The 19,929-nt window shown below is 72.9% G+C and carries 20 protein-coding genes; 15 read left to right on the forward strand and 5 right to left on the reverse strand.

Annotation, left to right across the window (positions count from 1 at the left end):
• Positions 1 to 200: 200 nt before the first annotated feature.
• From ABT294_RS15205 to ABT294_RS15235, 7 genes are all read left to right on the forward strand, one after another.
• The gene (locus ABT294_RS15205) at positions 201 to 1,505 is read left to right on the forward strand and encodes an alpha/beta hydrolase (RefSeq protein WP_350806156.1); all 1,305 of its coding nucleotides are present in this window, start codon (positions 201 to 203) and stop codon (positions 1,503 to 1,505) included.
• An 8-nt stretch (positions 1,506 to 1,513) separates the two neighbouring features.
• Complete coding sequence (locus tag ABT294_RS15210) at positions 1,514 to 2,047, forward strand: RNA polymerase sigma factor (RefSeq protein ID WP_350806157.1); 534 nt, start codon at positions 1,514 to 1,516, stop codon at positions 2,045 to 2,047.
• Positions 2,044 to 2,517 (forward strand): SRPBCC family protein, encoded by a 474-nt coding sequence (locus ABT294_RS15215; RefSeq protein ID WP_350806158.1) that lies wholly within the window; start codon positions 2,044 to 2,046, stop codon positions 2,515 to 2,517. Before ABT294_RS15210 ends, ABT294_RS15215 begins: the two co-directional genes overlap by 4 nt.
• Positions 2,518 to 2,668: 151 nt before the next feature.
• Positions 2,669 to 3,226, forward strand: coding sequence for an MFS transporter (locus ABT294_RS15220; protein ID WP_350806159.1), 558 nt, complete (start codon positions 2,669 to 2,671; stop codon positions 3,224 to 3,226).
• A 160-nt stretch (positions 3,227 to 3,386) separates the two neighbouring features.
• Positions 3,387 to 4,430, forward strand: coding sequence for an ABC transporter substrate-binding protein (locus tag ABT294_RS15225; protein WP_350806161.1), 1,044 nt, complete (start codon positions 3,387 to 3,389; stop codon positions 4,428 to 4,430).
• Positions 4,430 to 5,428 carry a FecCD family ABC transporter permease gene (locus ABT294_RS15230; RefSeq protein ID WP_350806162.1) on the forward strand — a complete coding sequence of 333 codons (999 nt, stop codon included), beginning with the start codon at positions 4,430 to 4,432 and terminating at the stop codon, positions 5,426 to 5,428. The genes ABT294_RS15225 and ABT294_RS15230 overlap by 1 nt, the downstream gene beginning before the upstream one ends.
• Positions 5,425 to 6,228 carry an ABC transporter ATP-binding protein gene (locus ABT294_RS15235; RefSeq protein ID WP_350806165.1) on the forward strand — a complete coding sequence of 268 codons (804 nt, stop codon included), beginning with the start codon at positions 5,425 to 5,427 and terminating at the stop codon, positions 6,226 to 6,228. Before ABT294_RS15230 ends, ABT294_RS15235 begins: the two co-directional genes overlap by 4 nt.
• Positions 6,229 to 6,278: 50 nt before the next feature.
• Here ABT294_RS15235 and ABT294_RS15240 read toward each other — a convergent pair whose 3' ends face one another.
• The 3 genes from ABT294_RS15240 to ABT294_RS15250 all read right to left on the reverse strand — a co-directional run bounded on the left by ABT294_RS15240 (position 6,279) and on the right by ABT294_RS15250 (position 8,271).
• Complete coding sequence (locus ABT294_RS15240) at positions 6,279 to 7,088, reverse strand: class I SAM-dependent methyltransferase (protein ID WP_350806166.1); 810 nt, start codon at positions 7,086 to 7,088, stop codon at positions 6,279 to 6,281.
• A gap of 233 nt (positions 7,089 to 7,321) precedes the next feature.
• The gene (locus ABT294_RS15245) at positions 7,322 to 7,855 is read right to left on the reverse strand and encodes a hypothetical protein (RefSeq protein WP_350806168.1); all 534 of its coding nucleotides are present in this window, start codon (positions 7,853 to 7,855) and stop codon (positions 7,322 to 7,324) included.
• Between the two features lie 149 nt (positions 7,856 to 8,004).
• Positions 8,005 to 8,271 carry a DUF1876 domain-containing protein gene (locus tag ABT294_RS15250; RefSeq protein ID WP_350806169.1) on the reverse strand — a complete coding sequence of 89 codons (267 nt, stop codon included), beginning with the start codon at positions 8,269 to 8,271 and terminating at the stop codon, positions 8,005 to 8,007.
• 268 nt (positions 8,272 to 8,539) lie between these two features.
• On the opposite strand from ABT294_RS15250, the gene ABT294_RS15255 reads away from it, so the two are divergent.
• Both ABT294_RS15255 and ABT294_RS15260 read left to right on the forward strand, forming a co-directional pair.
• Entirely contained in the window at positions 8,540 to 9,382 is an 843-nt protein-coding gene (locus ABT294_RS15255) for a universal stress protein (RefSeq protein WP_350806171.1), read from the forward strand.
• Positions 9,383 to 9,629: 247 nt separating this feature from the next.
• Positions 9,630 to 10,487, forward strand: a complete 858-nt coding sequence (locus ABT294_RS15260) for a universal stress protein (RefSeq protein ID WP_350806172.1) — start codon at positions 9,630 to 9,632, stop codon at positions 10,485 to 10,487.
• A gap of 30 nt (positions 10,488 to 10,517) precedes the next feature.
• Here the strand turns inward: ABT294_RS15260 and ABT294_RS15265 are convergent, their stop codons facing one another.
• Positions 10,518 to 10,955: a MarR family winged helix-turn-helix transcriptional regulator gene (locus ABT294_RS15265; RefSeq protein ID WP_350806173.1), complete on the reverse strand. Its 438-nt coding sequence runs from the start codon at positions 10,953 to 10,955 to the stop codon at positions 10,518 to 10,520.
• Between the two features lie 108 nt (positions 10,956 to 11,063).
• Here ABT294_RS15265 and ABT294_RS15270 point away from each other — a divergent pair, with 108 nt between their 5' ends.
• Positions 11,064 to 11,414, forward strand: coding sequence for a DoxX family protein (locus ABT294_RS15270; protein WP_350806174.1), 351 nt, complete (start codon positions 11,064 to 11,066; stop codon positions 11,412 to 11,414).
• Here ABT294_RS15270 and ABT294_RS15275 read toward each other — a convergent pair.
• On the reverse strand, positions 11,362 to 12,201 hold the full coding sequence (locus ABT294_RS15275; protein ID WP_350806175.1) for a CPBP family intramembrane glutamic endopeptidase: 840 nt from the start codon (positions 12,199 to 12,201) through the stop codon (positions 11,362 to 11,364). The genes ABT294_RS15270 and ABT294_RS15275 overlap by 53 nt on opposite strands.
• A gap of 195 nt (positions 12,202 to 12,396) precedes the next feature.
• On the opposite strand from ABT294_RS15275, the gene ABT294_RS15280 reads away from it, so the two are divergent.
• The 5 genes from ABT294_RS15280 to nirD are packed head-to-tail and all read left to right on the forward strand — an operon-like array spanning position 12,397 to position 19,924.
• Positions 12,397 to 13,707 carry an MFS transporter gene (locus ABT294_RS15280; RefSeq protein ID WP_350806176.1) on the forward strand — a complete coding sequence of 437 codons (1,311 nt, stop codon included), beginning with the start codon at positions 12,397 to 12,399 and terminating at the stop codon, positions 13,705 to 13,707.
• Between the two features lie 22 nt (positions 13,708 to 13,729).
• On the forward strand, positions 13,730 to 15,748 hold the full coding sequence (locus ABT294_RS15285; RefSeq protein ID WP_350806178.1) for a molybdopterin oxidoreductase family protein: 2,019 nt from the start codon (positions 13,730 to 13,732) through the stop codon (positions 15,746 to 15,748).
• Positions 15,745 to 17,139 carry an FAD-dependent oxidoreductase gene (locus ABT294_RS15290; protein ID WP_350806179.1) on the forward strand — a complete coding sequence of 465 codons (1,395 nt, stop codon included), beginning with the start codon at positions 15,745 to 15,747 and terminating at the stop codon, positions 17,137 to 17,139. The genes ABT294_RS15285 and ABT294_RS15290 overlap by 4 nt, the downstream gene beginning before the upstream one ends.
• Complete coding sequence (nirB, locus tag ABT294_RS15295; RefSeq protein WP_350806180.1) at positions 17,136 to 19,580, forward strand: nitrite reductase large subunit NirB; 2,445 nt, start codon at positions 17,136 to 17,138, stop codon at positions 19,578 to 19,580. Before ABT294_RS15290 ends, nirB begins: the two co-directional genes overlap by 4 nt.
• Entirely contained in the window at positions 19,577 to 19,924 is a 348-nt protein-coding gene (nirD, locus tag ABT294_RS15300) for a nitrite reductase small subunit NirD (protein ID WP_350806181.1), read from the forward strand. The genes nirB and nirD overlap by 4 nt, the downstream gene beginning before the upstream one ends.
• Positions 19,925 to 19,929: the final 5 nt, after the last annotated feature.

Genomic DNA, 19,929 nt, shown 5'->3' on the forward strand with positions numbered 1-19,929 from the left:
GGGTCGGCGGCCGGTGCGCGGAGACGGCCACCGCGGCCTCGATCACGTCGTAGGTGATGGTGGCGGCCACCAGCGGCCGGATCCGGCGCCGGAGGAACGGGCGCCGCCCCGCAGCTTGGCTGTGTCGCGGATCACAGGAACTTCCGGGCGTTCCGCCTGCTCTTCCTGCCGAACACCCCATCAGCCTCACGGAGGTCCCGTTGAACCCCACCCGCAGGAAGCTGCTCGCCGCCGCACTCGCCGCCGGTCTCCTGGCGGCCGGCCCCGCCTCCGCGTCCGCCGCCGCGAGCACGTCCGGGCCGCGCGAGTCGTACGCGGCGCTCGGCGACGTGCACGTCCTCAAGATCGGCCGACCCTCCGCCAAGCGCGTGGTGGTCCTGGTGTCCGGCATGTACGGAGCGGCCAACGGCTTCCGCGTCCTGGCCCGCGACCTGGTCGCACGGACCCCCGACACGCAGGTGTGGGCCGTGGACCGCCGCGAGCAGAACCTGGCCGACCTCGGCGGATTCCAGGGCGGCGACCCGGCCCGCTACTACCTCGACGGCCGCTACCGCAAGAGCCCCACCTCTTCGCGGGCCCGCTCCTGGGGGCTGAAGGTCGCGCTGGACGACCTGCGCGGCGTCGTCCAGGCCGCCGCGGACCACGGCCGCCGCAAGGTGGTCCTCGGCGGCCACTCCTGGGGTGCGACGACCGCGCTGGCGTACGCGGCCTGGGACTTCGCCGGCCGTCCCGGCTACCAGGACCTGTCCGGGCTGCTGCTGATCGACGGCGGCGTGCACGGCGCGTTCGCGGGCGAGGGCGGGACGATCCACAACGCGCCCGAGGAGGTCCGCGCCCGGCTCGCCGCGATCGAGAAGGGCGAGCCGTTCGACAGCTACCTGTCGCAGGGGAAGGGGTTCGGCGCCCGGCCCGAGCAGGCGGCCATCTGGTACCAGCTCGTCGCCTGGTACGCCCATCGTGACCCGCACGCGCCGTCGGTCCTGGCGGACCGGCTCCCCGAGAAGCTGCGTCCCTCCCGGCCCGTCACCAACGCGGGCCTGCTCGGCTGGCTGGTGCAGGCCGCGCCGGGCACCGCGCCGCAACTGGCGGTCGTGTCCGGACGGCTCGGCGACGACGGTGACTGGGTGGACGACGGCATGACGCCGCTGTCGCGGGTCGCCGAGGCGATGGCCGGGCCCGCGCCGGGCACGTTCGAGTGGTACTGGCCGCAGCGGCTGAGCCTCGACCTGGACGCCGTCGACCCGTACGCCGACACCGAGTCCGCCGAGCTGCTCGGCCTGCGGCTGTGGCACGCCCGCCGCGTCAACGTGCCGCTGTACGCCTTCGAGAGCGGCCTGGACAAGGGCACGGAACTGACGGCCGCCCGCTGGGTCGTCAAGCACTCCCGCATCCCCCGGGCCACCTACGCGGGCGATCACGCCATGAAGCACCTCGACCCGCTGTTCGCCGCTCCGGGGCGCAACGAGCTGACCCGCACGCTCGTCCCGTTCCTGCGCGGACTGTAATGGTGCGCATGTCAACGCTTCCGGCGGGGACGGCGGACCACGTCGACCCCGCCCGTCTCCCCACGCTGGTGCGCGCCGCCCAGCGTGGCGACGCGCTGGCCATGCAGGAGCTGCTCGCCGCCCTCACCCCGTACGTGGGGCGGCTGGCCGGCCCCATCGCGCTCGACGACGGCCAGGACGCCGCGCAGGAGGCCCTCATCGTCATCTTCACCAGCCTCCGGCAGCTGAAGGAGCCGGCCGCGCTGTTCGGCTGGGCGCGGGCCATCACGGTGCGCGAGGCCGTACGGGTGGCCCGCAAGGCGAGCCGGGCCAGGCCCGCCGAGCTCGACGACGTCCCCGACCGAGGCGACCCGCAGCTGTCGGCCGACGTCCGGGACGTGCTGGAGAGGCTCACGCCGGAACACCGCGCCGTGCTGACCCTGCGTGACCTGGAAGGCCTGGACGAGCAGGCCATCGGCGAACTGCTGGCCCTGCCCGCGGGCACCGTCAAGTCCAGGCTGTTCCGCGCGCGGCGCAGTTTCAGAAAGGAGTGGGACCGATGACCTGGCCCGTCGCGGAACTCGACAACGTGGCACGGCTGAGAATCCTCGCCGCCGCCCAGCCCAGCGCCCTGTTCGCCGAGGAGGTGGTGGACGCCCCCTTCGACGCGGTGTGGGCCGTGGCGGCAGACCTGGAGCGCGAACTGCCCGTCCTGCTGCCGGACGTCCGGTCGATGCGGATCACCGCGGCCGACGGGGAACGCCTGGAAGGCCGCGCGCGCGGTTACGGCGGGGTCCGGGCCCGCTTCGACATCGTGCTGCGCCCGGGGTGGTGCGTCATGCAGAGCCGGTTCCTGCTCGGCGGGATGGCGGCCGTCCCCGACGGCGGCCGGACCCGGTTCGCCTTCCTCGGCGGTTTCCGCTTCACTGGCATGCGACTCCTGGCTCCGGCCGTGGAGCCGCTCGTCCGCGGCTACGGCCCGCTGGTGATCCGCAGGCTCCGCGACCGCTTGGAGGCGACCCCGCCGGCGTGACCGCCTCGACGAGGCGTCGCGTAGTGCGAGCCTCCGGAACGGCTCGACAGGGGTGGCGCGGGGGCCAGCCTCCCGAGCGGCTCGGCCCCGGCGGCCGGGGTGGGGAGGTGATCGCCGGGGCTGCCGGATCCCGTGCGATGATGTCCGGGTCATGCTGGCGGCCCCCCTGCTTCGTCTCGCCCGCGCCGCAGCCTTCGCCACGGTGTGCGTCGCGCTGGGCGTGCTCGCGCATGTGTTCGCCGGGGGCACGGTCAGCGCCGAGACGGCCACGTGGGGCCTGGGGCTGTCGCTGCTCGCGGCGCTGCCGGCGACCCGGCGGGAACGCGGCCTCCCCGTGATCCTCCCGCTGCTGGCGGCCGTGCAGGCGGGGATGCACGTGATCTTCGCCGCCGTCGACGCCACCCCTCCCGGGGAGGCCGTCGTCCAGCACCTCCACTGCGCGGCGCCCGATTTCGGGATGACGGTCCTGCACGGCGCGGCCGTGACGCTGACCGCCGTCTGGCTGGCCAAGGGCGAGGCGGGCGTGTGGGCGATCCTGCGCCTGCTCGGCGCCCGCATCAGCCGTCTGATCGTCGCCTGGCCGGAGCCCGAGCCGGCGGCCGGACGCCACCCCGTCCCGGCCTTTCCCGACGTCCTTCGGCTGCGGTCCGCGATGCTGCGGTCCGCGGTCAGCCGCCGGGGCCCGCCTGCGGTCGTTTCCTCCCTCTGATTCCCGGTCCCCGGCCGGAACCTCTGAGTCCAGGTCCACGACGGGACCTCTGGTTCCGGTCCACGACGGGACCTCTGGTTCCCGGTCTCCGACCGGACGGAAACGACCGCTGGCATCGGTGCGCCCTTCCTGCGTGCCGCGAAACTGATTAGGACCTCCTGTGCGCTTTTCGCATGCGCTCCCCCTGCTCGCCGCGCTCTGCCTGCCGGTGACGGCGTGCGCGGCCCCCTCGACCTCGTCGACCCCATCGGCCCCGACCGCCTCGGCGGCCGGACGTCCGGCCCCCGGCTATCCCGTCACGATCGCCAACTGCGGCCACTCGTACACCTTCGACCGGCCGCCGAGCCGCACCGTCCTGATGAGCGGCGGCGCGGTGGGGCAGGTCTCCGCGCTGATCGCTCTCGGCGTGGAAGGCCGGATCGTCGCCAACGCCCAGTCCTACGGCGCCTCGGACGTGCCCGGCCGGGCGGAGGCGATCGAGCGGCTCCCCAAAGCGAAGATCAACAAGGGGAGCTACGACATCTCCCGCGAGAGCATGCTCGCGCTGCGCCCGGACTTCGTCATCGGCACGACCGGCTTCGACTTCGACGCCCAGAACGGCTACGCCACCCGGCAGGAGCTGCTCGAAATCGGCGCCAACACCTGGCTCCCCGACTCCACCTGCGGCGGCCCCGGCACCATCAAGGGCACCCAGACCATCGACGACAGCTACGAGATGCTGCGCGAGCTGGGCAGGGTGTACGGCGTCTCCGGCCGGGCCGAAGAGCTGATCGCGCGCTCACGCGAGCGCATCGAGCAGATCGCGGCCAAGGTCAAGGACGGGCCGCGGCCGAAGGTCATGTACATCATCCCGGGCATGGAGATGGGCGCCGCCGAGTTCAGCTCGATCGGCGCCAACGGCATGTGGAACGACATCTTCGCCAAGGCCGGAGGCGTCAACGCGTTCGCCGGGGTCACCGACGCGGTCTTCGCCAATCTCAGCAAGGAGCAGGTGGCCAGGACCGACGTCGACGCCGTCGTCCTCATCAACTGGCGCAACCCGGACCCCGACGGCGCGGCCAAGAATCTCTTCGCCCAGTTCCCGCACTGGCGGGCGGCCAGGGACAACCGGTACGTGGTGCTCTCCGACTCCGCCTACCTCGGCCCCGACAACGCCGTCGCCGTGGAACGGATCGCCAAGATGCTCCACCCGGAGAAGTTCTGATGCTGCGCCGCGTTCCCCTGACCGTCTGCCTCGTCGCGCTCGCCGCGGCGCTGGTGGCAGGCATGCTGGTCGCGATCGGCGTCGGGTCCGTCAACATCCGGCTCGCCGAGACCTGGGACATCGTGACGGGTCGGCCGGGAGACCCGGTCAACGCCAAGATCATTTGGGAGTACCGGATTCCCCGGGTGCTCCTCGCGGCGCTCGCCGGGGCGGGCCTGTCCGTCGCCGGCGCGGTCCTGCAGGCGCTGGTGACCAACCCGCTCGCCGACCCGTACGTCCTCGGCGTCTCTTCCGGCGCCTCCGCCGGCGCGGTGCTCGTCATGACGCTGGGGTCGGCGGCCGCCGGCGGCCTCGGCGTCTCCTCGGCCGCGTTCGCCGGAGCGATGCTCGCCGCCCTCGTCGTGTTCGCCCTCGGCCAGCGGCGAGGCCGCCTCACGCCCACGCGGCTGGTGCTGTCGGGCGTGGCGGTGGGCTACGTGCTGCTCGCCGCCACCAGCTACCTGCAGCTCCAGGCCGACCCCGAGGAGCTGCGGAAGGTGATGTTCTGGATGCTCGGCAGCGTGGCCGGCGCGCAGTGGGGCCATCTCCCCGCGGTCGCCGTGGCCGTGCTCGCCTGTACGGCGGGCCTGGTGCTGTACGGACGGCGGCTCAACGCCCTGATCACCGGCGAGGAGCCGGCCACGGCCCTCGGCGTGGACGTGCGGCGCGCCCGAGCCGGCCTGCTGGTCGTCTCCTCGCTGCTGACCGGCACCGTCGTCGCCGTCGCGGGCGGCATCGGGTTCGTCGGGCTGATGGTCCCCCACCTGGTGCGGATGGCCTTCGGCACCGACCACCGCCGGCTGCTGCCGCTGGCCACGCTCGTCGGGGCGCTCTACATGGTGCTGGTCGACCTGCTGTCGCGGACCGTGGACCGTCCGGCCGAGCTGCCCCTGGGCATCTTCACGGCGGTGTTCGGCGCCCCGTTCTTCGTCTGGCTCCTGCGCAGGGAGGAGCGATGAGGCTGCGCGTCGACAACGTCAGCGTCGCGCTCGGCGGGGTGCCCGTCCTGCACGACGTCTCCCTCGTCGCGGAGCCGGGGCAGGTGGTCGGCCTCGTCGGGCCCAACGGCAGCGGCAAGTCCACGCTGCTGCGCACGGTCTACCGCTCGCTGCGCCCCGGCTCGGGAACCGTGCGGCTGGGGGAGCGGGACGTGTGGGCCTGGTCGTCGAGGGAGGCCGCGCGCCGCATCGCGGCGGTGCTCCAGGACGACACCACACCGGCGGGCATGACCGTCGCCGAGGTGGTCGAGCTCGGACGCACCCCGCACCACGCGCTGTTCACCCGCCACGCCCCCGGCGACGAGGCGGCCGTGCGGGACGCGATGGCGCGGGCCGGGGTGTCCGCCATGGCGGAACGCGCCTTCGGCTCCCTGTCGGGCGGGGAGCGCCAGCGTGTCCTGCTGGCCCGCGCGCTCGCCCAGCAACCGCGGCTGCTCGTCCTGGACGAACCCACCAACCACCTCGACATCCAGGCCCGGTTCGAACTCCTGGACCTCATCAGGGAACTCGGGACCACCACGCTCGTCGTCATGCACGAGCTCGACCTCGCCGCGCGCGTGTGCGACTCGCTCGTCGTCCTGCACGGCGGGCGGGTCGCGGCGGCGGCGCCCGCGCTCGACGCCCTGACGCCGGACGTGCTGCGCCGCGTCTTCGGCGTGCGCGCCCGCGCGGCGCGTGACCCGGACGGGGTCGTCCGGGTCACCTACGCCGCCCAACCCCTGGCGGGCGTCCCGGTGACGCCGGTAGCCGGGACGCGGTGACGGACGGGCGGCGGCGCGAGAGCCCCGCCGCCCGCACGGGCGGGAGACCGTCAGAACTCGAGCCGGTAGAAGACCGACATTCTCCGCATGAAGGGCAGGAGCCTGGCTGCCCGGACCAGCGTCCGGTAGCCGGCTCCCAGCTCGTCGTAGCCGTCGATGTCGAAGAGGCCCACCGCGCTCGCGCACCGCAGGCCGGGTGCGATCGACTCCAGGTCCGAGCAGCCGTCGACCCCCCAGCGCAGCGTGGCGCCCGCCGCCCGGACGATCTTGTTGATCTTCTGCAGCTTGATGCCGCGCGTGCTGAACGCGTCGAAGACGAACTGGCCGTGCGGGAAGCGGTCCGCGATGCGCCGGAACAGCGCCCTGCCTTCGGCCTCCTCCAGGTACATGGTCAGGCCCTCGGCGACGACCAGGACCGGCAGGTCGGCGGGCACGTCCGCCAGCCACGCGGGATCGGTGACGGACGAGGCGATCGTCTGGTAGCCGTCGCGCGGCGGGTAGAGCTGCTGCCTGAGGTCGATCACCTCAGGGTAGTCGACGTCGAACCAGCGCACGCCGGGGCCCGGGGCGACGCGGTAGACCCTGCTGTCGAGGCCGCAGCCGAGGTGCAGCACGGTGGCCGCGGGGTGACTCGCCAGGAATTCGCGGGTCCAGGAGTCGAGGTGCCTGCCGCGGAGCGCGAAGATGATGTGGTCGCCGCGCCGCACCCCGGTGGCGGCGGCGTCGAAGTCGAGCTGCTCGATCGCGTCCAGCGCCATCGTGTCGTTGAGCAGCGGCCTCGGCGACCGGGCGTCCAGAGCCCTGCAGTACAGGGTGGCGAGCATGGTGGCCTGCTCGCCGGTGAGGCGAACTTTCGGCATGAACGCCACGTTACGCCCACCGGACCGGCGAGAACCGCCCGGCCCAGGTGGTCACCGTGACGAGCCGGGTGCGGGTGCTCCTACGCCCGGCCGGGACGGGTCAGGGCGCGGTTGAAGCCGGCCCGGTAGGCCGTGGGCGTCAGGCGTCGCTCGTGGACGACGTCCTGGCCGAACGGCTCTTCCGAGAGGCGACGGCGAGGCCGGCGGCCCCGCCGTCGCTCGGACGGGAGGGTCTAGTTGACGCAGTCCTGGCCGTTCACGCTCAGAGACATCTCGTAGATCTTGTTGTGTGACAGGAGGAAGGAGTAGCTGGCCTTCGGGTTGCCCGGCACCCTGACCATGGGGAACCCGCTCGCGCTCTGCTCCAGCTTGGGATAGGCGGCCTTCAGCTGCGCGCTGGTGGAGCCGAGCCCGATGCCCTCAGGGGTCTTGACGCCCTTGGACGCGAAGATCACGGCCACGCCGCGCTTCTTGGAGATGTACAACCCCACGTCGTCCTTGCCGGTCGGGTGGTCCCTGAGGTCCCAGCCGGAGCACCCGGGCGCCCTTCCGGGGGCGGACTTGGACACGATCTGCCCGGTCGTCTTGGCCGTCGTGGCGGACATTCCCAGCTTCACGCTCCCGTACCCGAACGGCCCAAGCGTGACACTCCGGTGCGCGGCGGGCGCCGCGAGCGCGGCGGGCGCGACGCCGGCCAGCACCACCCCTCCAGCGAGCGCCGCGACCAGTGCCGAACGGCCGATCCGCAGGGCAGTCGACTGCTTCATGGTGATCCCTCCACGATCTTCTGAGTCCTACCCTGGTTGGAGTGCCGGTCGGGCGCGAAAGTTCGGCCACGGCGGGAGTCTCGGAGCCCTTATCCGCGCTCAGAGACAAGGATCGCGTCCGGCGGGAGCCCGCCGGACGCGATGCGCGGTCAACCGGCCTCGACAGGGCCGCCGAGCCGGGCGACGTCCTCGGTGGCGTCGCCGATCAGCTTGTCGGCCAGGTCCATCAGGGCGCGTCCCGCCGCCAGCTCGTCGCCGATCTCCGGCACCGGCCGGTCGTGCGGGTTACGCCTGGCCAGACCCACGCTCTCGTGCCACTGGCTGCCCTGTGCGGACAGCACGGCACGCGCCAGGGTGCGTTCGTCGCCGTCGTCCTCGCTGATGAAGATCTTGACGGTCCACTCCTTGGCTTCCATGACCATCTCCTCACACTGGTGGGAGCGGTGGTCGGACCCCCTCCGTCCAGGAGCTCGCGCTCGACCTGGATGTGCTCCCGTAGTCGTACGCGTCCAGGATCCACCGGCGTCCGGGCCTGATGGACGAGTCCAAGGTCCCCTCTCCGCCTGCCGATGGTCCCGCGGCGGGCCGTTGGTCCCTGACGTGCCGGGACTTCGTCCCCTGGAAAGGCGCGCGCGTCAGGGAGTGTGCTGGAGAGGAGGCGTGCCCAGCGGAAGGAGGCCGGTGATGAGCGGACCGGTCGTGGTCGGAGTCGACGGATCGCGGTCGGCGGGGTCGGCGCTCGCCTGGGCGGCCGACGACGCCGCCCGCAGGAAGCTGCCCTTGCGGATCGTGCACGTGCGCGAACCCTGGAGGGCCGAGCACCCGCTCACCGCCGCCAGCCCCCAGACGACGCGGACCGAGCAGTGGACCCACCTGCTCCAGGAGGCCGCGGACCAGGCCAGAACCCAGGTCCCGGGCCTGGACGTCTCGACCGCCCTGGTCACGGGGGCGGTGGTCGAGCGGCTGGTGACCGAGTCGGAGACGGGCGACACCGTGGTGCTGGGAAGCAGGGGGCGGGGCGGTTTCACCGGCCTGGTGCTGGGGTCGGTCGGGCTGGGCCTCGCCGGGCGCGCGCACTGCCCGGTGGTCTACGTCCGCAGGCCCGCCGGCGAGAGCGGCGAGATCATCATCGGGTACGACGGGTCCGCCGACTCGGAGTCGGCCCTGGAGTACGCGATGGAGCAGGCCAGCGCCCGGGGCGCGCGGGCGCGCGTGGTGCACGGCCGCCAGCTCGCCCCGCCCGCCACGGAGCAGGCGGGCGCCGGCGCGATCCCGGTGGGGGACTTCCGGCAGCTGCTGGTGGCATGGCGGGAGAAGTACCCGGACGTCGAGGTGACCGAGTCGGTGGTGCGCGGGCATCCGGTGCCGGTCCTGGTCGAGGCGTCCCTGACGGCTGAGCTCGTGGTGGTCGGGTCGCGCGGGGTGGGCGGGTTCGCCTCGGCCGTGCTCGGGTCCGTCAGCCATGGCGTCCTGCACCGGGCGCGCTGCCCGGTGGCCGTGGTCCGGGCCCCGTGGCGGCGCCCCTGACCTTCGGCCGGTGCGGGCTGTCCGCCGTCCCGGCCGAACCGGCCGATGGGTCCCGCGTGCGGCCGAGCTGTGACGACGCGGCGTCCGGGATCGGTCATGATCGATTCCCGTCGTCGCTGGTGGGGATACCTCTTGCAGCGCCGGCGCGCGGGCCGCCAGGCGGCCTGTGGCCGTTGGGCCTGTGCCGTCGGGACTTCCTTGCGCGACGTCCGAGCGCCGGGCTGCGATGGGGGTGGAGGGAGAAATCATGATCGTTGTGGGGGTTGACGGCTCCGCGGCGGCGCGGGCCGCGGTGGAGTGGGCGGCCGATGACGCGCTGCGCATGCGCGTGCCGCTGCGGATCGTGCACGCGGTGGACCGCTCGCCGTACCAGATCGGCAAGTTCCCGACCGCCGACTGGCCGGACGCGCTGCTCCGTCAGGGGCACCGCGTGCTGGCCGACGCGGCGGCGGTGGCCCGTGACCGCCAACCGGAGATCGACGTGACGACGCGGCTGCTGGAGGGACCTCCTGCGCTGGTGCTGCGCGAGCAGGCCGACGACGCGACCGGCCCCGCGGACGAGGTGGTGATCGGCACTCGCGGCCACGGCGGGTTCACCGGGGCGCTGCTGGGGTCGGTCAGCGCGCACGTCGCCGGGCAGGCGCGCAGCCCCGTCGTGGTGGTGCGCGCCGAACCGCACCCGGTCCGCGGCCGGATCGTGGTGGGAGTGGACGACTCGCCGGAGTGTGAACCGGCGCTGGCCTACGCCTTCCGGCAGGCGTCGCTGAGAGGGAGCGAGTTGCGGGCGCTGCACGCCTGGCAGCTGCCGGTGCACGCGTTCGCGCCGGAGATCGCCTACGACATGGACGAGGTCAGCCAGGCCCAGTACCGCGTCGTCAGGGACCGGGTGGAGGCGATGGAGAAGGAGTACCCGCAGGTGACGGTGGTGGAGGACGTCCAGTCGGCGCATCCGGTCGACGCGCTGGGCGCCGCCTCCGAAGAGGCGGACCTGGTGGTGGTGGGCTCGCACGGGCGCGGCACGCTGGGCTCGGTGCTGCTCGGCTCGGTCAGCCGTGGCGTGCTGCACCACGCCCACTGCGCCGTGGCGGTCGTCCGCGGCCGGTAGGAGGCCGGCCGGACGGCTCTCCCGGCCCGGTCAGTCTTCGGTGCAGGCGTCGTCGTCGGGTGAGGTGCTGACGCGGGCCAGCAGGCGGTGCAGCGTGGCGATCTCGTCGGCGTCGAGGTCGGCGAAGAGCGTGGCCTCGACGGCGGCGATGGCGGTCTGGATCTCGGTGACCAGCTGCTTGCCGCGCGCGGAGATCTCGACGATGTGCCGGCGTCGATCGGCCGGGTCGCGCCGCCGTACGGCCAGCTCGTCGCTTTCCAGATCGTTGAGGATGGCGACCAGCACGCTCGGATCGACCCCGAGGGTCTCGGCGAGCGACTGCTGGCTCCTCGCCCCCTGCTCGGACAGCAGCAGGAGCACGTGGCCGTGGGCGGGTTTGAGGCCGTGCTGCGCCATCGCCTTCTTGATCCGCACGTTGGCGATCTGACCCGAGTAGGCCAGCACCAGGCCGGGACGGTCTCCGATCACACGGTGATCCTACCAGCGCGTTGATAGTTGACCATGCTCATTCATTGAATTTCTTCAATCATCTGCTAGCCTCCACGATGTCTCGAGTTCGACCATCTGGAGCAAAGAATGTTCATCGCCTACGTCGTCGTCGCGATCCTGCTCGCACTCCTTCTGCTGGGTTCCGGCTACGCCAAGCTCACCCGCAGCAAGCGCATCGTCGACGGCCTCACCGGTATCGGCGTGCCCCTCGGCCTGTTCCCGTTCCTGGCGGCCTGCGAGATCGCCGGCGCGGCGGGCCTGCTGATCGGGATCTGGTACGCCCCGCTGGGCATCGCGGCGGGCGTCGGTCTGGTGGTCTACTTCGTCGGCGCCGTGGGCACCCATCTGCGCAAGAGCGACATCAAGGGCATGCCCAACGCGCTGGTCATGCTGATCCTCGCGGCCGCGGCTCTGACCCTGGGCTCCGTCTCCCTCTGACCGTGAGCGCGTCGGCGCGGTGGCGCCGTCCTGCCAAGGTTCGCGGGCCCCAGGCGAGCGCCACGAGCGCGGCCGCGACGGTGGTGATCATCGCGGAGACGGCGACGATCCCGTCGTGCGTGGCGTAGCCGGGCAGCAGGGACGGCGTCACGTTCAGCGTGGCGTGGAAGACGGTCGCCGACGGCACGGGCGCCCCGGTGTTGTTGGCGAGCCAGACGATGAGGACCCGCGCGGCGACCGTGCCGAGGAACCACCAGGCGATCCATGACGGGGTGCGATGGGCCTGGACCAGCGGCACGACGTGCCAGGCGCCCCAGGCCGTCCCGAGGATGAGGGCGGCGCCGAGCGCGCCCCGGCGTTCCTGCAGCGGCCCGGCGGCGTATCCCGTCCAGCCCACCTCCTCGCCCAGCGCGCTGACGAAGAACACCGCGAAGAGCAGCAGGACCACCGGGAGCGAGGTGGACGGCAGCGGCTCCGGGGAGGTCAGCCAGGACGACGCGAACATGACGGCGGGCATCAGCAGGAGAGTGGGGGCGAGCCAGATCCGCCGCCTCAGCCCCGTGACGTCGAACGCGCTCCTCAGCAGCCGCCTCGCCCCGCCGGGCCCGTCCTCCCGGCGGACGAGCAGCGCGGCGGCCACGAGCGGACAGGGGAACATGAGCGCGCTCACCGGGAGGTCCATCGGGGCTCCCGGGAGGTTCCCGGTGAAGGCGCCGACCACCCAGAAGGGGACGGCGAGGGCGAAGACCAGCGTGAAGAACTTCAGGGGTGACCTGACGGCGTCCATCGCAACTCCAAAGATTGAGACTTGGGATATTATGTCTCAAGTGTGACGAGGTTTCGCCCAGGTTTCCTCGGTGACGCATATGTATTGCCTGTTACGCCGGTTAGTTACATGTAACGGCGCACCATGGCCGGTGGTGAAGAAGGCGCAACACGCGATTCCTACGCTCGGGGCCCGCCGCCGAACGCAGGAGGAACGATGGCGCGCTGGATCGCTGAATGGCACCCCGACGACAGGTCATTCTGGGAGAGCACGGGCAGGAGGGTCGCGCGGCGCAACCTCGTGCTCTCGATCGTCGCCGAGCATCTCGGCTTCACCGTCTGGACGCTGTGGAGCATCGTGGCCGCCAAGATGGGCGCCTACGCCTTCTCCACCGACCAGCTGTTCTGGCTGGTGGCGCTGCCGAACCTGATCGGCTCCGTGCTCCGGGTGCCCTACACCTTCGGCCCCGCCCGGTTCGGCGGCGCCAACTTCACCGTGGTCAGCGCGCTGCTGCTGGTCATCCCCACGGTGCTGCTCGGCGTCGCGGTGAGCGACCCAGGCACCCCGTACTGGGTGTTCCTGGCGATCGCCGCGCTGGCCGGGGTCGGCGGCGGCAACTTCGCCTCCAGCATGGCCAACATCACCTACTTCTACCCCAGCTCCAAGCAGGGCCTGGCCCTCGGGCTGAACGCCGCGGGCGGCAACATCGGCGTCAGCTCGGTGCAGCTCGTCATGCCGCTGGTGATCGGCGCGTTCGGGCTGGCCGCCGCGGGCTGGTTCTGGATCCCGCTGGTCGTGCCGGCCGCCGCGGGCGCCTGGTTCCTCATGGACAACCTGACCAGCGCCAAGGCCTCGCCGCGCGCGCAACTGGCCGTGGCCGGCCGGGCGCAGACCTGGGTGATGTCCTTCCTGTACGTCGGGACGTTCGGCTCCTTCATCGGCTACTCGACGGCCTTCCCGCTGCTGGCCAAGAGCCTGTTCCCCAGCTCGCCCTGGGCGACGGTGGCGTTCGTCGGCCCGCTGGTCGGCTCGCTGGTGCGGCCGGTCGGCGGCTGGCTCGCCGACCGGAAGGGCGGGGCGCCGGTCACGCTGTGGAACTTCGCCGCCATGGGCGCAGGAGTGGCGCTGCTCTGGCCGGCCAGCGCCTCGGGCGCCTTCTGGCTGTTCTTCCTGGCCTTCCAGACGCTGTTCCTCACCGCGGGCATCGGCAACGGGTCCACCTACCGCATGATCCCGGCGATCTTCCAGGCGAAGGCGCTGGCCGACCTCGGCTCAGGGGAGGAGGCCGCGCTGCGTGGCAAGCGCGAGGCGTCGGCCGCCGTCGGCATCATCTCCGCGGTCGGCGCGCTCGGCGGCTTCCTCATCAACCGCGCGTTCGGCATGTCGTTCGCCGCCACGGGCGGCCCCGCCACCGCGCTCGTCGCGTTCGGCGCCTTCTACGTGGCCTGCTTCGCGCTGACCTGGTGGTGCTACGTGCGCACCGTCGGCGTCTCGCGGGTCTCCAGCCTGGCCTACGCCCGGGTCTGACCCGGTGGAAGGGACACCACCTGTGTTGACTCACTGCCCGTACTGCGCCCTGCAGTGCGGCATGGCGGTCACCGCCGACGGGCCGGGGATCACGATCACCCCCCGGACGGACATCCCGGCCAACTCCGCGGGCGCGCTGTGCCAGAAGGGCTGGACGGCCGCCGAGCTGCTGACCAACGGCGAGCGCCTGACCACCCCGCTGCTGCACGGCCGCCCGGTGCACTGGGACACCGCCCTCGACCACGTGGCGGAGCGGCTGTCGCACATCCGCGCCGAGCACGGCCCCGACGCCGTGGCCGTGTTCGGCGGCGGCGGGCTCACCAACGAGAAGGCGTACCTGCTGGGCAAGTTCGCCAGGGTCGCGCTCGGCACCAGCCAGATCGACTACAACGGCCGCTTCTGCATGTCGTCGGCCGCCGCCGCCTCCATCAGGGCGTTCGGCATGGACCGCGGCCTGCCCTTCCCCGTCACCGACCTGGCCGAGGCGGACGTCGTCCTGCTGGCCGGCGGGAACGTCGCCGAGACCATGCCGCCGCTCGTCCGCCACCTGACGGGGCCCAGGCTGATCGTCGTCGATCCGCGCCGCACCCCCACCGCCAGGCTGGCCTGGCTGCACCTGCAGCCCACGCCGGGCACCGACCTCGCACTGGCCCTCGGGCTGCTCCACCTGGCCGTCGCCGACGGGCTCGTGGACGAGGCGTACGTCGCCTCCAGGACGTCCGGCTTCGAGCAGGTGCGGACCTCGCTCGCCACCTGGTGGCCGGAGCGCGTCGAACGGATCACCGGCGTGCCGGTCGCCCGCATGCGCGAGGCCGTCACGGCCCTGGCGGCGGCCGGGCGGGCCGTCGTGCTCACCGGCAGGGGAGCCGAGCAGCACGCCAAGGGCACCGACACGGTCACCGCGTTCATCAACCTGGCCCTCGCGCTCGGCCTGCCCGGCAGGCCGGGGTCCGGCTACGGCTGCCTCACCGGCCAGGGCAACGGCCAGGGCGGCAGGGAGCACGGGCAGAAGGCCGACCAGCTGCCCGGCTACCGCAAGATCGACGACCCGGCGGCGCGCGAGCACGTCGCCGCCGTCTGGGGCGTGCCCGCCGACAGCCTGCCGGGTCCCGGCCGCTCGGCCTACGAGCTGCTCGACGCGCTCGGCACCCCGGACGGCCCGAGGGCGCTGCTGGTGTTCGGCTCCAACCCGGTGGTCTCGGCCCCCCGCTCCAGCCGGGTCGCCGGCCGGCTGCGCGCGCTGGACCTGCTGGTCGTCGCCGACGTGGTGCCGTCGGAGACGGCGGCGCTGGCCGACGTCACGCTGCCCGTCACCCAGTGGGCGGAGGAGACCGGCACGATGACCAACCTCGAGGGCAGGGTGCTGCTGCGCAGGCAGGCCGTCTCGCCGCCCGCGAACGTCAGGTCCGACCTGGAGGTCATCCAGGGGCTGGCGCGGCGGCTCGGCCACACCTTCGACGCCGACCCGCGTGCGGTCTTCGACGAGCTGCGCCGCGCCAGCGCCGGTGGCACGGCCGACTACTCCGGCATCACCTACGAGCGGATCGAACGGGAGACGGGCGTGTTCTGGCCGTGCCCCGGACCCGGCCACCCCGGCACGCCGCGCCCCTTCCTCGACCGGTTCGCCACCCCCGACGGCCGCGCCAGGTTCGTCCCCGTCGCCCACCGGCCCGCGGAGGAGGAGACCGACGAGCACTACCCCGTCCACCTGACCACGGGCCGCGTCCTCGCCCACTACCAGAGCGGCGCGCAGACCCGCAGGATCGGCCCGCTGGCCGAAGCCGTGCCGGAGCCGTACGTGGAACTCCACCCCGACCTCGCGGAGCAGCTCGAGATCACGGCGGGAGACCTGGTGCTGGTGAGCAGCCGCAGAGGCGAAGGGCAGGGCCGGGCCAGGATCAGCGACGCGATCAGGCGCGACACGGTCTTCATGCCGTTCCACTGGGAGGGCGCCAACCGCCTGACCAACCCGGCGCTCGACCCCGTCTCCCGCATGCCGGAGTTCAAGGTCTGCGCCGTCAGAGTGGAGCGGATCGGATGAGGCTGGTCGTGGTGGGCAACGGCATGGCGGGCTCGCGGCTGGTCGGCGAGGTCCGCGCACGCGATCCGCGCGTCGCCGTCACCGTGCTGGGCGCCGAGGACTGCCCGCCGTACAACCGGGTCCTGCTGTCCAACGTGCTGGCGGGCAGCGCGCGGCCCGAACAGCTGCGGCTGCTCGACCCGTCCTGGTACGGCACGCACAACGTGGACGCGGCCCTCGGCAGCAGCGCCACCCTGATCGACAGGGACGCCGGCGCGGTGCTGACCGCGGACGGGCGGCGCGTGCCCTACGACGTGCTCGTCCTGGCGACGGGCAGCGAGGCGATCGTCCCCGGCATCCCCGGCGTGCGGCGGGCGATCCCGTTCCGCACGCTCGACGACTGCCGCCGCATCCTGCGGGCGGCGGCGGACAGCCGCGGGGCCGTGGTGATCGGCGGCGGGCTGCTCGGCATCGAGGCCGCCCGCGGGCTGGCGGGGCGCGGCCTGCCCGTGACGCTGCTCCACCTCGCCGGGCATCTGATGGAACGCCAGCTCGACGCCGAGGCCGGGCTGGTCCTCGGCGAGACGCTGGCCGGGCTCGGCGTGCGCGTGCGCACCGGCGTGGTCGCCGAGGAGGTGCTGGAGGAGGGCGTCCGCCTGGCGGGCGGCGAGCTGGTCGAGGGCGACCTCGTCGTGCTGGCGTGCGGGGTCCGCCCGGTGACGGGTCTGGCGTCCGACGCGGGCCTGGAGGTGCGGCGGGGCGTCGTCGTGGACGACGAGATGCGCACCGACGACCCCGCCGTCTTCGCCATCGGCGAGTGCGCCGAGCACAACGGCACCGTCTACGGCCTGGTCGCCCCCGCCTGGGAGCAGGCGGCGGTCGCCGCGGACGTCATCACCGGTGGCAAGGCCCTCTACCGCGGCTCGCGGCTGGTGACCAGGCTCAAGGCCAGGAGCGTCGAGCTGGCCGCGATGGGCGAGACCCAGCTCACCGACGAGCACGCCGAGGTGGTGCGCTTCAGCCACCGGGCCCGCGGCACCTACCGCAAGCTCGTCATCCGCGACGGCCGGCTGGTGGGGGCGATCCTGCTCGGCGAGAGCGACGCGGTCGGCACCCTCACCCAGCTGTTCGACCGCGGCGGCCCGCTGCCGGGCGACCGTGCCGGGCTGCTGTTCCCCGGCCTGTCTGCGGCGCCGCAGGCCGACAGCCCGGTGCTCATGCCCGACGCGGCGCGCGTCTGCCAGTGCAACAACGTGACCAAGGGCCAGATCCGGGCGTGCTGGGAGGCGGGCGCGCGGGACGTGGCCGGAGTGGCCGCCGTGACCAGGGCCACCACCGGCTGCGGCACCTGCCGCGACGCCGTGGCGGGCATCCTCGGCTGGCTGTGCGATCAGGAAGGGGTTCCGGCATGACCAGAATCGTCGTCGCCGGGTACGGCCCAGCGGCCCACCGGTTCGTCGAAAACCTGCTGGAGCGGGGCTTCGACGGGCGTGTCACGGTGATCGGGGAGGAGCCGCGCCCCGCCTACGACCGGGTGGCGCTCACGTCCTATCTGTCGGGCACCGGCCTGGCCGAGCTCACCTACCCCGTGCCGGACAAGGCGGTGACCAGGCTCGGCACGCGTGTCACCGGTGTCGACAGGGCCGCCCGCGTGGTCACCACGGCCGACGGGCGCAGCGAGCCGTACGACGTGCTGGTGCTGGCCACCGGGTCCGCGCCGTTCGTCCCGCCGGTGCCGGGAGCCGAGCACGCGCACGTCTACCGCACGATCGACGACCTCGACGCGATCAGGCGGGCCGCCGCGGACGCGACCGACGGCGTCGTGGTCGGCGGCGGGCTGCTCGGCCTGGAGGCCGCCGACGCGCTGCGCGGGCTCGGCCTGCGCACCCACATCGTCGAGATGAGCCCGTGGCTGATGCCCCGGCAGGTCGACGAGGGCGGCGGCTCGGTGCTGAAAGGCCACATCGAGGGGCTCGGGCTGAGCGTGCACGCGGGAGCGGGCGTCCAGGAGATCGTCACCGACGCCGCAGGCCGCGTCACCGGCCTGCGCAAACCGGACGGGACGCTGCTCGACGCGCAGATCGTCGTCTTCTCCGCCGGGATCAGGCCGCGCGATGAACTGGCCCGCGCCTGCGGCCTGGACGTGGGCGAACGCGGCGGGATCGTCGTGGACGCCGGGATGCGCACCTCGGACCCGGCCGTCTACGCCATCGGCGAGTGCGCGCTGGCGGGCGGCCAGGTCTACGGGCTCGTCGGGCCCTGCTTCACCATGGCGGAGGTCGCCGCCGACCGCGTCCTGGGCGGGCAGGCCCGCTTCGACGGCGCCGACCTGTCCACCAGGCTCAAGCTGCTCGGCGTGGAGGTGGCGCAGTTCGGCGCCATGTCGGGGGCGCTCGACGTCACCTACCTGGACCCCGTCGGCGGCGTCTACAAGAAGCTGTTCATCAGCGACGACGCGCGGACTCTGCTCGGCGGCATCTGCGTCGGCGACGCCTCACCGTACGCGACGCTGCGGCCGTTCGTCGGCAAGCCGCTGCCCGCCAGCCCGTCCGACCTGCTGTTCACCGGGTCGGGGGCGAACCTGGAGCTGCCCGACGACGCCCAGGTGTGCTCGTGCAACAACGTCGACGCGGGCGCCGTGCGCACCGCGATCGCCGACAAGGCGCTCACCGACGTCGCCGGGATCAAGGCGTGCACGCGCGCGGGCAGCACGTGCGGCAGCTGCGTGCCGATGCTGAAGCGGCTGCTGGAGAGCTCCGGGGTCGAGATCGGCAAGGCGCTGTGCGAGCACTTCGCCCACTCCAGGGCGGAGCTGTTCGACATCATCCGGGTCCGCGGCATCACCACCTTCTCCGAGGTGGTCGCCGCCCACGGGCAGGGCCGCGGCTGCGACATCTGCAAGCCCGCCATCGCCTCGATCCTCGCCTCCCTGCACAACGGGCACGTCCTGGAAGGGGAGCGGGCGGCGCTGCAGGACACCAACGACCATTTCCTGGCCAACATCCAGAAGAACGGCACCTACTCGGTCGTCCCGCGCATCCCCGGCGGCGAGATCACCCCCGACAAACTCATCGTGATCGGCGAGGTGGCCCGCGACTTCGGCCTCTACACCAAGATCACCGGCGGGCAGCGGATCGACCTGTTCGGCGCCCGCGTCGAACAGCTGCCGCTGATCTGGCGGCGGCTGGTGGACGCCGGGTTCGAGTCCGGCCACGCCTACGGCAAGGCGCTGCGCACGGTGAAGTCCTGCGTCGGCTCCACCTGGTGCCGCTACGGGGTCCAGGACTCGGTCGGGCTCGCGATCGCCCTGGAACTGCGCTACCGGGGGCTGCGCTCGCCGCACAAGCTGAAGTCGGCCGTCTCCGGGTGCGCCCGCGAGTGCGCCGAGGCCAGGTCCAAGGACTTCGGGATCATCGCCACCGAGCAGGGCTGGAACCTGTACGTCGGCGGCAACGGCGGCTTCAGCCCGCGCCACGCCGACCTGCTGGCCACCGACCTGAGCACGGAGGAGCTGATCACCGCCGTCGACCGGTTCCTCATGTTCTACATCCGCACCGCCGACCGCCTGCAACGCACCTCCGCCTGGCTGCAGTCGCTGGACGGCGGCCTCGACCACCTGCGCCGCGTCGTCATCGACGACGAGCTCGGCCTGTGCGCCGAACTCGACGAGCAGATGCACCGGAACGTCGCCACGTACGCCGACGAGTGGCGGGCGACGCTGGACGATCCGGAGAAGCTCGGCCGCTTCGTCAGCTTCGTCAACGCGCCGGACGTCCCCGACCCGTCGATCGTCTTCGACACGGAACGCGGCCAGATCAGGCCGGCCCTCATCCCCCTGGAGGTGGTCCGATGAGTCGCTGGACTCCGGTGTGCGACTACCGTGCGCTGCTGTCGGAACGCGGAGTGTGCGCGCTCGTGGACGGGCGGCAGGTGGCCGTCTTCCTCACCCACGAAGGGACGGTCCACGCGATCGCCAACCTCGACCCGTTCAGCGGCGCGCACGTCCTGTCCCGGGGCATCGTCGGCAGCAGGAACGGCGAGCCGACCGTCGCCTCCCCCATGCACAAGCAGGTCTTCTCCCTGCTCACCGGGGTGTGCCTGGACCAGCCGGAGGTGGCCGTGGAGGTCTGTCCGGCCCGCGTGCTCGGCTCGCGCGTCGAGGTGGCCGCCGCGCGGCGGCTGTCGGCGGCCGGGTAGCCGGC

Source organism: Nonomuraea sp. NPDC000554 (assembly GCF_040300065.1).
In the GTDB taxonomy this organism is placed as follows: domain Bacteria; phylum Actinomycetota; class Actinomycetes; order Streptosporangiales; family Streptosporangiaceae; genus Nonomuraea.